Annotated in this window: 12 protein-coding genes; 8 read left to right on the top strand and 4 right to left on the bottom strand. The window is 66.8% G+C overall.

Annotated features, from left to right (window positions below; translation table 11 throughout):
- Positions 1-55: 55 nt before the first annotated feature.
- Together F467_RS0108605 and F467_RS0108600 are read left to right on the top strand one after the other, a co-directional pair.
- Positions 56-760: an SDR family NAD(P)-dependent oxidoreductase gene (locus F467_RS0108605; protein WP_018139703.1), complete on the top strand. Its 705-nt coding sequence runs from the start codon at positions 56-58 to the stop codon at positions 758-760.
- A 92-nt stretch (positions 761-852) separates the two neighbouring features.
- Positions 853-1503 carry an OmpW family protein gene (locus tag F467_RS0108600; RefSeq protein ID WP_018139702.1) on the top strand — a complete coding sequence of 217 codons (651 nt, stop codon included), beginning with the start codon at positions 853-855 and terminating at the stop codon, positions 1501-1503.
- 6 nt (positions 1504-1509) lie between these two features.
- Here F467_RS0108600 and F467_RS0108595 read toward each other — a convergent pair whose 3' ends face one another.
- Genes F467_RS0108595 through F467_RS0108585 form a run of 3 tightly spaced genes read right to left on the bottom strand, consistent with a single transcriptional unit; the run spans position 1510 to position 5046 of the window.
- The gene (locus F467_RS0108595) at positions 1510-1929 is read right to left on the bottom strand and encodes an HIT domain-containing protein (protein ID WP_018139701.1); all 420 of its coding nucleotides are present in this window, start codon (positions 1927-1929) and stop codon (positions 1510-1512) included.
- Complete coding sequence (locus F467_RS0108590) at positions 1926-3902, bottom strand: M1 family metallopeptidase (RefSeq protein ID WP_018139700.1); 1977 nt, start codon at positions 3900-3902, stop codon at positions 1926-1928. Before F467_RS0108590 ends, F467_RS0108595 begins: the two co-directional genes overlap by 4 nt.
- 13 nt (positions 3903-3915) lie before the next feature.
- Positions 3916-5046, bottom strand: a complete 1131-nt coding sequence (locus F467_RS0108585) for a ChaN family lipoprotein (RefSeq protein ID WP_018139699.1) — start codon at positions 5044-5046, stop codon at positions 3916-3918.
- 123 nt (positions 5047-5169) lie between these two features.
- Here F467_RS0108585 and F467_RS0108580 point away from each other — a divergent pair, with 123 nt between their 5' ends.
- Positions 5170-5958 carry an FkbM family methyltransferase gene (locus tag F467_RS0108580; RefSeq protein WP_018139698.1) on the top strand — a complete coding sequence of 263 codons (789 nt, stop codon included), beginning with the start codon at positions 5170-5172 and terminating at the stop codon, positions 5956-5958.
- Positions 5959-5990: 32 nt separating this feature from the next.
- On the top strand, positions 5991-6794 hold the full coding sequence (locus tag F467_RS0108575; RefSeq protein WP_018139697.1) for a creatininase family protein: 804 nt from the start codon (positions 5991-5993) through the stop codon (positions 6792-6794).
- Between the two features lie 8 nt (positions 6795-6802).
- Here F467_RS0108575 and F467_RS0108570 read toward each other — a convergent pair whose 3' ends face one another.
- Positions 6803-8194, bottom strand: a complete 1392-nt coding sequence (locus F467_RS0108570; RefSeq protein WP_018139696.1) for a M17 family metallopeptidase — start codon at positions 8192-8194, stop codon at positions 6803-6805.
- Positions 8195-8282: 88 nt separating this feature from the next.
- Between F467_RS0108570 and F467_RS0108565 the strand changes: the two genes are divergently transcribed.
- The 4 genes from F467_RS0108565 to mnmD all read left to right on the top strand — a co-directional run bounded on the left by F467_RS0108565 (position 8283) and on the right by mnmD (position 13594).
- The gene (locus F467_RS0108565) at positions 8283-9260 is read left to right on the top strand and encodes an ABC transporter ATP-binding protein (RefSeq protein WP_018139695.1); all 978 of its coding nucleotides are present in this window, start codon (positions 8283-8285) and stop codon (positions 9258-9260) included.
- Positions 9257-10039, top strand: a complete 783-nt coding sequence (locus F467_RS0108560) for an ABC transporter permease (RefSeq protein WP_018139694.1) — start codon at positions 9257-9259, stop codon at positions 10037-10039. Before F467_RS0108565 ends, F467_RS0108560 begins: the two co-directional genes overlap by 4 nt.
- Before the next feature lie 264 nt (positions 10040-10303).
- A complete protein-coding gene (locus tag F467_RS0108555) occupies positions 10304-11674 on the top strand; it encodes a peptidoglycan DD-metalloendopeptidase family protein (RefSeq protein WP_018994337.1) in 1371 nt (456 codons plus the stop codon).
- A 60-nt stretch (positions 11675-11734) separates the two neighbouring features.
- The gene (mnmD, locus tag F467_RS0108550) at positions 11735-13594 is read left to right on the top strand and encodes a tRNA (5-methylaminomethyl-2-thiouridine)(34)-methyltransferase MnmD (protein ID WP_018139692.1); all 1860 of its coding nucleotides are present in this window, start codon (positions 11735-11737) and stop codon (positions 13592-13594) included.
- Positions 13595-13608 lie beyond the last annotated feature (14 nt).

Raw genomic sequence — 13608 nt, 5'->3', positions numbered from 1 at the left:
CCCTTGCCGAGGCATGGCCCCGGAATCAATTCCCCGCGCCGTGGTCGCAGGCAGTATGGAATCCCTGCAGATACCCTATCGCGCCGTGGTCGTCGGTGCCACGGGCGGGCTCGGCGCCGCGTTTGCTGAGCATCTTGAAAACGACCCGAACTGCGGGTGCGTAGTGGCACTTGGCCGCCACAGCGAACCGCCCGTCGATCTCCTCGACGAAACCAGCATCGAACGCGCCGCTGGCTGGCTACGCAAACAAGCGCCCGAATGGGATCTAATCCTGGACGCCACCGGCATCCTGACCATCGACGGCCACGGCCCGGAGAAGCGTCTGCGCGATCTCGATCCGGCGATCATGGCGCGCTCGTTTGCCATCAATGCCATCGGCCCGGCCCTGCTGTTCAAACACCTGGCACCTTTGTTGCCGCGTCAGCGCAAGGGCATCCTGGCGACCCTATCGGCCCGAGTCGGCTCCATCGAGGACAATCAGCTGGGTGGATGGGTGAGCTACCGCGCTTCCAAGGCCGCGCTCAACCAGATTGTCCGCACGACGGCGCTGGAGCTGCGCTTCAGCCATCGCCAGGCCGCGGTGATCGCCCTGCAGCCGGGGACCTGTGCGACCCGCCTGTCGGAGCCCTATCGGGCCCGCGCCCCGGAAGTGCTCGCGCCGGAATACGCCACCGGCGAACTCCTGAAGGTGCTGGATCGTCTGGAGGCATCGGACTCCGGGAACTTCTACGACTTCGAGGGCCAGCGGCTGCCGTTCTGAAAACTATTGTCGCTCGTGATCTGCATCAACAAGTGCTAATACCAGGCGGGCAATAGTACCTCTGAACCATCACATTGTCGGAGGAACCGAACATGCGCCGTACCCTGACCTTTCGTGCCCTAGCCCTGGCCGGCCTGCTGGCCCCGGCGGCCCTCATCCCGGCCCAAGCGGCCGCCGCCAGCGCGGATGTCTCCGCCGGCGACTGGCTGCTGCGCGGCGGCCTGACCTACATCTCGCCGAAGTCCGACAACGGCGAACTGACGGGAGATGACCTGAGCGTGGACGTCGGTTCCAGCACGCGCCCGACCGGCACTGCGACCTACATGCTCACTGACAACCTGGGTCTGGAGCTGCTGGTCGGGATCCCGTTCAAGCACGACATCGCGTTGGAAGGTCTGGGCAACGTCGGCTACACCCGACACCTGCCGCCGACCCTGAGCCTGCAGTACCACTTCAACACCGGCTCGGCGTTCCGCCCGTACCTGGGGGCGGGCGTGAACTACACCCACTTCTTTGACACGACCACCCGCGGTGCACTGTCCGACAGCCGCCTGCGGCTCGACGACTCCTGGGGTGTCGCTCTGCAAGCCGGGATCGACATCGCGCTGGATGACAACTGGTTCCTGAACACCGAGGTGCGCTGGATCGACATCGAGAGCACCGCGCGTCTCGACGGCCAGCGTATCGGGACGGTCGAGATCGACCCGTGGACCTTCGGGATGAACGTCGGCTACCGCTTCTAAGCCGGCCTAGCCCAGTCGTTCCACGAGGCCGAGGACCCGCTGCATGCGGTCCTCGGCCTCGTTCTTTTCCAGGCCCCGCTCGGCGGGGACGCCCCAGACCGGGCCCGGCCAGGCCGGATCGCCCGGCTGACGGGCGATATGGTGCAGGTGCAGCTGCCCGACGATATTGCCCAGCTTGGCCACATTCAGCGTCTGCGGCTCGAAGGCCGCCTGCATCGCCCGCGCCAGGACCAAAGACTCCCGTGCCAGCATTGCCGCATCGTCGGACCCAAGGTCATGCAACTCGCGTAAACCTGCGCGGCGCGGGACCAGGATGAACCACGGGATTGCCGCATGATCCATCATCAGCAGCGTCGACAGGGGCCAGTCCGCGACGAACCAGGTATCCGCGTGCAGGCGCCTATCCAGCTCGAACGCCTCCGTCATTGCAGTTCCTTCCAGATCCCCGGCGTGGCCCAGTGCCCCGTGCGGCGCTCTTCGCCTTCCAGCAGGACATAGCTGTAATGCGCCCGGTGGCGCAGCTCGCCCGCCAGCGCACGGCGTTGCTGCGCATCCGAGCCCGCAATCACGATCACATCCTCGCCGGGCACGGCCCAGGCTGCGGCGTCCGGGGACTCGGGCAGGTCGCTGTCGATCGCCGCCGGCGATTCCGGCCAGTCGCGGGCGCGCAGCCAGTCGCGAACCGAGTCCGGCTCGCCGAGCACGATGCGGGTCCCTTCCATGTTTTGGCTCTGCTCGGGTGCGCGCCCCAGCCAGGGCGCCACCTCGACCGGCCGCGCCGAGCCCAATGCGATCACCTGTGTGTCCGGGTCTAGTGCGGCGCGGCGCAGGATCGCCGGGGATTCGCCTTCGGCCAGATGGCGAAATAGCCGCCAGTCGGGATCGGCGGCGACGCGCAGCGGCTTGGCATCCAGATCCACCTCGAACGCCTTTTCACGGTCGGCCAGCGCAATCCAGAACGTCTCCGCCCCCTGTTCGGTCTCGACCACGAGGGGTACACGCAGATCCCAGGGGTCGTCATCACGGGACTGACGCAACGTACCCGACAGCGTCCACCCATTCGTCTCCTGTTCGACGGCAAGAGCGGCCAGTTCGAGTGCCGGCGCACCGCGCCGATCAACCCACTGGCGGAAGAACGGTTCCAGATCCTCGTCGGTGGCGGAATCGAAGGCCGCGATCAGCGCATCCCAGTCCGCCTCACGCCCCTTCCAGTCGTTGTAGAGCGTGCGAGCACCCTCCAAAAACGCCTCGCGCCCGATCCAGTCCTCCAGCATCCGCCAGATCATCGCGCCCCGGTGATAGCCGGCGATGCGCAACGCGCCCTGGTTGCCGCCCTGGTACTCCCCATGGGCGCGATCCTCGTCCGCCGGGAGTGCCGCGTAGTCGCGCAGCCACTGGGCTCGCTCCTCGCGCCCCTCACCCGCCTCGCGCTTGAACTGGTAGTCCGCCATGTAGGTGGTCAGCCCCTCCGACCAGTTGCCGCCCGAGCGATCGACATAGACCCCCGTGCCCCACCACATGTGCAGGACCTCGTGCCCCAGCGAGGTATGCGGAATGAACGGGAGCGGGATGACTTGTTCGCCCAAGAGCGTAAAACCGGAGAACGCCAGCCCCACCGGCTGCGGCGAGGCCGCCACGGTCAGGCTGCTGTACGGATACGGCCCGATCTCCGATTCGAAACGCTCGATGTACTCGACGGTCTTCTCGCGGTAGGTCTCGCCAAAGGCCTCATGCAGCGACTGCGGGAACAGGGTACGCACCTGCCACCCGTCGCCCTCGATCACGCCCAACTCCCAAATGCCGGAGGCGAGCGCCAGGTGGCGCGCAGCGGGGTGTTCGTAACGGGCCTGATAGCGCTCGCCCTCGCGCGTGTCATCGATCAGCGAGCCGGAGACCACAGCCTTCTGGCCACCGTCCACCGTCAGTTGAATTCGCATGGGCACGGGCTCGTCCTCCAGCGCGGGATACCAGCCCGCCCCCGCTGGCAGAAACCCGGCTTCCTCGCCCAGGAATCCCGAGCCGGGACGCGCCTGATCAGGCCGCGACAACCGAGCGCCATACGCGATCACCAGGAGCCCGGCATCGCGATCGGACAGCACACTCCCCAGTTCCAGCCAGCCCGACTCGGTCAGCTCGTGTTCGATGGGCTCACCATCCAGGGTCACGGCATCAATCCCCATGGCGGGATCAAGGCGCAATCGGCTCGGCGGGTCCCGGTCCAGGAGCTCCAGATCCAGCGCCAGACGCCCGTCGAAGGTCGATTCGCCCGGGTGCAGGTGCACGCTCAGGCCGAGCGGGAAGTCGGAATCGGGTTCGGCGTAATCGTTACCGGCCGCCGAAGCGACCGGGAAGCCCAGCAACGCCATAAGGCCCATCGAGATCCACCATGCCGCGCGCATATTGCCCCCTCGTTTAATCGGCGTACGGGAATCGGGCTACGCGCTCTTCGGCCTCGCCGTTGCGCTCGATCTCCAGCGGCAGCCAGGTGCCCGGTGTCACGCGCTGGACGATCCGTTGCAGATCCGACGGGCGCTCCACTGGCTGGTCGCCGGCACGAAGGACTCGGTCGCCCCCCTCCAGGCCCGCGGCCTCACCCACGGAGCCCGACTGCACACCCTGGATGGTCACTCCGCCGTCCTCGTCGCCGCGCAGCTGCACGCCGAGCATCGGTGAAGCGCGGTCAAAGCGATCTCCATCCGTGATGCCGAATACCGCCCGGGCCAGGCCCGGATCGGCCGCGGAACAGTCCTCCCGGTACTCGCGGGGCAGCAGGACCGGGGCCTGTTCATAGCCCAGATCGGCCAGCTGATGCGGCACGCCATGGCCATATTGCAGGTGGCCGGAACCGATGATCCCGACCACCAGTGGCGGCTCGTCCGAAGCCTCCAGGACCTCGGCGATGCCGGCGGCCATCATGCGGTCCCACGCCAGCTGCGACCCGATGAACCGGTCGGAGTCGCGCTCCATGCCCGCCGGATGGCGTTCCATCACCTCCACCAGATACTCGCGGTAGGCCTCGGGCGGATCGGCCGGCTGGCTGACGCCGTAGCGCTCATCCTCCGGGACCGCGTCCCAGCCTTCCTGTCCGAGCCGCTGAACCAGTGCACGTTCGGCGTTCAGCGCCACCAGCGGGACATCATGTACACGGGCAAAATGGAGAATCGGCCAGTACAGCTCCGGGTCGAAGCCCCAGTGGGTATACCAGTCGCTGTCGCGCAGAAATGCATCCGCGTCCAGTTCGCCGGCCACCCACTGATCCAGCACCGGTTGCACGGAGCGCGGCAGCATCTCGAGGCCGATGACCATGTCCGGGCGCTGCCCGTGCAGGGCAGCCAGTGTTCCCAACTGCCAGCGATGGTGATCCATGCGATCGTGGCGCTCGCCCAGGAGCACCGCATCCGCCTGCGCCAACTCGGCGAACAGCTCCGCGCGATCCAGCTCCTCGCCGGCCGGCGTGGCCCATTGCCCCGGGGCCGGACACGCCGCGCTGGCCACACCGGGCACCAGCGGCGCGGCCAGCATCGCGGCCAGCATCACGCCCATGCCATGCCGTCGGATTACTCTGCCTTGCATGCAATTCTCCTGTTTGAGGCACCATCCCCGGTGGTAGACCTACTCTCGGACCCCCCGATGGCCGGCACGTTCCGCGTCCGGTAGCCTGCCGACATGGACACGCCCGAGGACACCGCCGCGCGCAACCGGCTCCCCCAGCACCTGCAGGCATGGCTGGGCACCCTGCGCTCGATGGCGATCTACTGGCGACCCGGGCGCCAGGCCGGCCTGCGCCGCCTCTACGCCGGGTTCGTGCGGCCCGGTGACCTCGTGTTCGACATCGGCGCCCATATCGGAGATCGCACCCGCGCCTTCGCCGCACTCGGGGCGCACGTGATCGCGCTCGAGCCGCAGCCCCATATCCTGCGGCTGCTGCGCAGAGCCACCGCCAGGCTCCCGGGCGTGCGGGTCCGCCGCGAGGCCGTAGGCCCCGAGAATGGTACCGCGCAGCTCGAGGTCAGTCGCAGCACCCCGACCGTCTCCTCGGTCTCGCGACGTTTCACAAGCGAGATCGCGAAACGCAATCGCAGCTTCCGCAAGGTGACCTGGGACGACCAGATCGCGGTTCCCATGGTCACCCTGGACCAGCTCATCGCCGATCACGGCCTGCCGGCCTTCTGCAAGATCGATGTCGAGGGTCTGGAGGCCGAGGTCCTGCGCGGACTCAGCCAACCCGTCCCGGCGTTGTCCTTCGAGTTCGTCGCCGGCGCCGACGAGGTCACCGAGGAGTGCCTGGCGCAACTGACCGCCCTGGGTGACTACGAGTACAACCTGATCGTGGGTGAACAGCGCCGCTTCCGGTTCGACACCTGGCAGAGCGCGGATGCCATCCGCGCCTGGCTGGAACAGCATGTGGAGCGTGTAGGTTCCGGCGACATCTACGCCCGGCTGCGCGGGGCTTGACCCGGACCGCGCTCGCGGACAACGCTGCCTGAATGGACACCCGCACCCTGATCCGCTGGCAGGACCTGACCACCGAGGCCATTGCCGACCATGCCCGTCGCGACGCGGTCGTGGTGCTGCCCATGGCCGCGATCGAGCAGCATGGCCCCCACCTGCCGCTGGAAACGGACCTGCGCATCGGCCTGGGCCTGCTGGACGCGGCGGCGACGATACTCCCGAGCGATCTCGAGCCGCTGGTGCTGCCGCCGCTGGCGATCGCTACCAGCGCCGAACACACCCATTTCGCAGGGACGCTGAGCCTCACACCGGAGACGGCGCTCGCGGTGTTGCGCGAGATCGGCGCGGGCGTCGCCCACGCCGGCTTTCGCCGCCTGGTGCTGGCCAACAGCCACGGGGGCAACACCGCGATCATGGAGCTCGCCGCACTGGATCTGCGCCGGGACCATGGACTGCTGGTCACCAAGCACCACTACTTCCTGCAGCCACTGCCGGACACCATCGACATCCCCGAACGCGAGTGCCGACATGGCCTGCACGGTGGTCTTAGCGAGACCGCAATGATGCGTGTGCTGGCACCGACACTCGTCCAGATGGACCGCGCGCCGGACGCCCGTTCGCTGGGCGAGGATCTCGAGGGCACGACCGGACGCCTGGGTCCCACCGGCGAGACTGCGTTCGCCTGGATGGCGGATGACCTCAATCCAGAGGGCGTCGTAGGCGCCGCGGACCGCGCCACGCCCGAGTTGGGTCAGGCCCTGATCGACCACTACGCCGAGGGGCTGGCCCAGGCGATCACTGATACCGCCGCCTTCCCGATCGAACGCCTCGCCCGCTGAATCCCCGCTTACGCTTTCTGGCTGGCGTAGCGCTCTTCGAGTGCCCCGTGCAGCGCGCGCAGCCCCATCGCCTCGCCCCCCTTGGGGCGGCCCGGCCGGGCGCGCACGTTGAACGCCATAATGTCGAAGTGCAGCCACGGCACGTCTTCCGGCACGAACTCCTTCAGGAACAGCCCTGCGGTGATCGCGCCGGCGTAGCCACCGGTCGAGCTGTTGACGATGTCGGCGACATCGCTGTCCAGCATGTAGCGATACGGGGCATGCAGCGGTAGCGGGCAGACCGGGTCGTCCCAGGCTCTGGCCGGGGCTTCCAGCGCGTTCGCCCAGTTCTCATCGCTGGCAAAGACAGCGCTGATCTCCGTCCCCACCGCGACGCGGGCCGCGCCGGTCAGGGTGGCAAAGTCGACCAGCAGGTCCGGGTGGAAGCTGCCCGCCCGGTCCAGCAGGTCCGCGAGCACCAGCCTTCCTTCCGCGTCGGTGTTGTCCACCTCGATCGTCTTGCCATTGCGCGCGGTCAGCACGTCCCCGGGGCGGAACGCACGCGAACCCACCGCGTTCTCGACCGCGCCGATCAGTACTGTCAGCCGAACCGGCAGTTCCGTCGCCATGATCAGGCGCGCGAGCCCCAGCACGATCGCAGCCCCGCCCATGTCCTTTTTCATCTGGCGCATGGAGTTGCCCGGTTTCAGGTTCAGGCCTCCGGAATCGAAACAGACGCCCTTGCCCACCAGCACGACGGACGGAGCACCCGCGGGGCCCCAGGTGAGTTCGATCACCCGCGGGCCGTGCGCACTCGCCTCGCCCACCGCGTACACGCAGGGGAACGACTTCTCCAGCGCGTCGCTGTCGCTGACCACGTGCAGGCTGCAGCCAAAGGCCTCGGCCAGCTCGCGCGCCGTCAGGGCGAGGTTCGCTGGCATCATGTCGGCGGCCGGGGTGTTGATCAGGTCCCGGGTCATGGCGATGGAGTCGATATAGGCCATCACTCGCTTGCGATGGACCGCCTCGGGCCAGACCAGCCTGGGCGCCGGCCGATCCTCGGCCGCCCGATAGCGGTCGAAGCGGTAGCACCCCAGCCCCCAGCCGATCGCGGCCTGCTCCTGAATGGTCGGGTCGAGACCCGCCGTGACCAGGCGATAGTGGCCCGTCGCCAGGGTCTCGGCCGCCGCGGCTAGCATCCACAGGGGTGTCTCGGCATCGAATCCCACCAGGACCGCGGCAAGCTGTCCCTGATCCCCGGGAACACGCAGGACCTGCCCGTCCTTGCCCTCGAAGCGCCCCGCCTCGGCCCAGGCGCGCCACGTTGGCGGGGCCGCCTCGAGACGGGACTCCAGGGTGTCGGTGGTGACGGGTACCAGATCGATGGCATCGTCGGCGGCTTCAACAAAGGCAGAATCCACGCGGCTTTCCTCCCGGTTCGGTCAAAACGGCCATAATAACGCCCGTCGGCCGCCCCGGCCGGTACACCCACCGTCACAGGATGTGAGCATGACACCAGCGCTGGAAATTCGCGGCCTGCGCAAGACCTACAAGAACGGATTCGAGGCCCTCAAGGGCATCGACCTGGAGGTGGCGCCCGGGAGTTTCTTCGCCCTGCTCGGGCCCAATGGGGCGGGCAAGTCGACCACCATCGGCATCATCACCTCGCTGATCAACAAGACGGCCGGTGAGGTGCGCGTGTTCGGGTACGACCTCGACCGTGATCAACAGTCCGTGAAGCGCTCGATCGGCCTGGTCCCGCAGGAGTTCAACTTCAACAACTTCGAGCCGATCGGCGAGATCGTGGTGAACCAGGCCGGCTACTACGGCATCCCGCGCCACGAGGCCTGGCGCCGCACCGAGCACTACCTGCGCGAGCTGGGGCTGTGGGAGAAGCGCAAGGACATGGCACGCACCCTGTCCGGCGGGATGAAACGCCGGCTCATGATCGCCCGCGCCCTGGTGCACGAACCGAAACTGCTGATCCTGGACGAACCCACGGCCGGAGTGGACATCGAGCTGCGTCGCTCGATGTGGGATTTTCTCCGTCGCATCAATACCGATGGCCGCAGCATCATCCTGACCACGCACTATCTGGAAGAGGCGGAGTCCCTCTGCCGCAACATCGCGATCATCGATGACGGCCAGATCGTCGAAAACACCACGATGAAGCAGCTCCTCGCGAAGCTCGAGACCGAGACCATGGTTCTGGACCTGAGCGAGCCGGTCCGGCAGCTGCCCCACGACTCCGAGATCCCGTTGCGGCAAATCGACGAACTGACCCTGGAGGCCGACATCAAGCGCGGGCAGCACCTGAACGACCTCTTCCGTGTCCTGGACCATGCCGGGCTGCGGGTTCAGAGCATGCGCAACAAGTCGAACCGGCTGGAAGAGCTGTTTCTGCGCATGACCCGCAGTGACGCCGCCCCCAGCCACCTGACGCAGGGGGCCACGGGCGCCGCCGAGCAGCCGGAGAACCCGCAATGAGCGAGCGCCACCTGCATGACTACTGGGTCGCCTTTCGCACCATTGTGACCAAGGAGGTGCTGCGCTTCGCGCGTATCTGGGTGCAGACCATCCTGCCGCCGGTGATTACCACCGCCCTGTACTTCATCATCTTCGGGGGGCTGATCGGCGAACGCATCGGAGACATGGACGGCTTTCGCTACATGGACTTCATCGTCCCCGGGCTGATCATGCTCGCGGTAATCACCAACAGCTACTCGAACGTCGTCTCGTCCTTTTTTGGCTCCAAGTTCCAGCGCCACATCGAGGAGATGCTGGTCTCGCCGATCCCCAACAGCGTGATCATCCTGGGCTTTGTATTCGGGGGTGTCGCCCGCGGGCTCAGCGTCGGCGTGGCAGTGCTGCTGGTCTCGTTGTTCTTCAGCCCTCTGAGTATCCACAACGCAGGCGTGATGCTGATCGTGGTCCTGCTCACCTCGATCCTGTTCGCACTGGCCGGGCTGATCAACGGCGTGTTCGCGCGTACCTTTGACGACATCGCGATCGTGCCCACCTTCGTGCTCACGCCCCTGACCTATCTCGGCGGGGTGTTCTATTCCGTCAGCCTGCTCCCGGAGTTCTGGCAGGGCGTATCGATGCTCAACCCGATCCTCTACATGGTGGACGGCTTCCGCTACGGCAGCCTCGGGTCCAGCGACTTCCCGATCATGGTCTCGTTTGCCGTAATTGTGGCCTTCATCGCGGCCCTGTACACGGCGGCCCTGATACTGTTGAACAAGGGCATCGGGATCCGGTCCTGATGCATCACGAGAACGCCACCCTGCCTGCGACACCGCGCAACGTGGGCAAGAGGGGGTTTATTACCGGAAAAAACGTGGTATAAAGCGGAAACTTTTCCGGGCAGAGGCCATATGGGCGTCAAACGAAAGATCCCACCCGTCTTTCTTCTCGGCGCAGCCGGGGTCGCTGTTGCAATCAGCGCCAGTCTTCTTCTCGCTTCTCAGCCCGCAGAAACCTCGCAACCGCTCGATATCGCGGCGTTGCAAGCCGGGGCCAACGGCAAGATGTCGCCGATGGTCCCCACCGTTTCCCCCGATAGCCAGAACGGCCAGGCCGAGCAACTCTCCCAGCCGCATGGACCGGGAGCGGCCGGATCTGCCGGTTCGCACTTCGACGCCGAAGCCACCAAGGTCGCCTACGCAACCGACCTGATTAATGATTCCGGGTTCGACGACGAGACCGACTACCCCACTTCATACGAAACCTTCGACCTCGACGAAGGCGAGGACCGCGTGGCCGAAGAGGACCGCTCGGACTGGAACAACCACAAGCTCGAGAGCGGCGAGCGCCTGACCAGCCTGTGGCAACGCGACTGGGACCTGCCGCTGGCAACCCTCTACCGACTCCTGGACGATGACGAGAACGCATCGATCCTCAACCGCATACGGCCGGGGCAGGAGATCGAGTGGCAGGTGGACGAAGACGGCTACCTGACCCACCTGCGTCTCTGGACCGACCGCGCAAGCGGCTACGAATGGGTCCGCGAGGAAGATGGCTGGGATTTCCAGCGCGGTGAGGTCGAGAACGGGCGCGAAGTCAGCCACATGGTGATCAGTGCCGAGATTGAGGGCAATGTGTCCGCCGCGCTAGCACAACGCACCGACCTCTCGCCTCGCGCGGCCGGCGCCATCGCCGTGCTGCTGGACCGCTACCTCCCGGTCCGCACACACGCCCGTACCGGCGACGAGTTCACTCTGCTGCTGGAGATGGAAACCCTGGTCGGTGACGACACCCCGCACAATCTCCGCCTGCTTGCCTTCGACTACGAGGGACAGCGCATCACGGTACGCGCGGCCCGCAACTCCAATGGCCGCTTCTACACGCCGGACGGCGAAAGCCTTTTGCCACCATTTGATCGTCGTCCGTTCTCGGGCAATTACCGCATCAGTTCCGGTTTTGATCCGCGTCGGCGGCATCCGGTCACGGGCCGTGTGGCACCGCATTCCGGGACGGATTTCGCCATGCCGATCGGCACCCCGGTGAACGCGCCAGCTGACGGCCGCGTCACCCGTGTGGAGAACCATCCCTACGCAGGCCGCTTTATCGTGATCGAGCACGGGCAGGGCTACTCTACCCGGTACCTCCACCTGCACCGGCAACTGGTCAGCGTCGGAGACACCGTGGAACGCGGGGACCGTATCGCGCTGTCCGGCAACACCGGCCGCTCGACCGGGCCACACCTGCACTACGAGGTCCACGTGAACAACCAGCCGCGCGACCCGATGCGTGTGGAGCTCCCCGAAAGCGAGTCGCTCGCGGGCGAGGAACTGGAGAAGTTCAAGAGTTTGAGCCGGACCCTCCTGGCGCAACTCGACAACGGCGTGCGCAACACGCAGGTCGCGTTCACACCCTACGACGAGTTGCTGAGCCAGTAACGCATTGCTTTTGCCAAAGGTCGGCGCCCCACCCCTTTACAGGTGGGGCGCGCTTCGATTGTGACCCCCGCACATTCTCCCGCTATTCCATGTGAACCACTGGCGCACGCGCGCCTCGTCTGGCGCGACGGGCGACCGTACGCACCCGAATACCAGGACGCCTATTTCGGCTCGGACGACCCCGGGGCCGAGGCCTTCGAGGTCTTCATCGAGGCCAACGACCTCCCGCGTCGGTTTGCCGCCGGCGGAACGGTCACCATCGGGGAAACTGGTTTTGGTACAGGCCTCAACGTCCTGCTGACGCTGCAACAGTGGCGGCAACACGCGCCGCCCGGGGCCTTCCTGTCGATACTGAGTCTGGAAGCCCATCCATTGTCACTCGACGATCTGCGGGAGGTCCATCGGCACCTGGACCTGGACGACGCCGATAGCCGGGCCCTCCGTGCGCAGTACCCCCCACCGATCAGTGGCCTGCACCGGATTGTGTTTCCCGGAGCCCGCGCAATCCTGACGCTCGGCCTGGGCGATGCCGCTCCCCTGCTGGCGCAGATCCGCGGCGGTATCGATGCCTGGTTCCTGGACGGTTTCGCGCCACGCTCGAACCCGGGCCTGTGGAACACGGCGGTCTTTCGCCAGATCGCGCGCCTTTCGCGCCCCGGCGCCACCTTTGGCACCTATACCGCCGCCGGACAGGTACGCCGGGATCTGGAGGCAGTGGGATTTGAAGTCCAACGTGCCCCGGGACATGGCCAGAAGCGTGAACGCCTGGAAGGCAGCTATCGCGGACCTGTACCCGACGCGCTCAAGCGGCCCCGGGTTGCGATCATCGGTGCCGGCGTTGCCGGGCTGGCCTCTGCATTTGCATTGCATAACAGAGGCTGCGAGGTTCGACTGTTCGACCCTGCCGGCGCCGGGGGCGGCGCATCCGGAAACCCGGCCGCGGTCCTGTTGCCGAACCCCCACCCCAGGGACACGGAGTTGAATCATCTGGCCCTGGCCGGCATGCGCTCGACCCGGGGCCTGCTCGGCGAGATTACCGCGCAAACCGGCATTGACCCCGTGCTGGCGGAAGGGGTCTCCTTTCATGGTGTCAGCGCCCACGGCCGCAAACGGGTGCAGCGCCTGCTGCGCGCTGGGCGGGAGTACACCGGGGCTTTGTTCGACCTCGAGGGCGGACCGGATTCGGGTCCGGAGCCACGTCTGTACTATCCCGGGGGCTGCGGCCTCAATCTCGCCCGGCTTTGTACGGCCCTCGCGCAGTCGCTCCCGCCTGTGGAGACCCGCCGGATCGCCGGCCTGCGCCTCACCGACGAGGGCCTGATACTGGAAGGCCAACCGGCCGGGTCCAGCGCCGATTCTCTCCCATGGGATCACGTAGTGGTCGCGACAGCGGCTCCCGGATTACACGCCCTGTGCCCCGAACTGGAACAGGTATCGACCGTGTCGGGGCAAATGACCCGGATCCGTGCCCCGCTCCCAGACTGGGGTGGCCAGGTCACGACGGGCCAGGGGTACTGCATCCCGCTAGGCCCGGGCGAGGCCTGGATTGGCGCTACGTATCGGCGGACACAGATGCCGGATGCAGTGGAAGCCGCACCCGACACCACGCCTCGCCGCGAGGACGACCAGCTCAACCTCGAGCACCTGAGCTGGGTTCCCGGTCTGGGTGACCCCACCCAGGTCGTGACGCTGGAACGCTGGGCGGGTAACCGTGCCGTGGTACGTGATCGCTTGCCTCTGGCCGGTGCGAGTCTTCGCGACCCCGGCCGCCGCGTCTGGCTCAATGTGGCCCACGGCTCGCGCGGGCTGTTGTACGCACCCCTGGCCGCGGAATTGGTGGCCGACCGCCTGTTGGGTCTGCCAGAGCCCTTGCTGGACAGCACCGCCGGCCGCCTCGACCCGCAACGCCCGCTCGCCTAGTCGTCCCATTCGCC

This window comes from Thioalkalivibrio sp. ALJ12 (assembly GCF_000378305.1).
In the GTDB taxonomy this organism is placed as follows: domain Bacteria; phylum Pseudomonadota; class Gammaproteobacteria; order Ectothiorhodospirales; family Ectothiorhodospiraceae; genus Thioalkalivibrio.
This window is presented reverse-complemented; position numbering and strand designations above follow the sequence as displayed.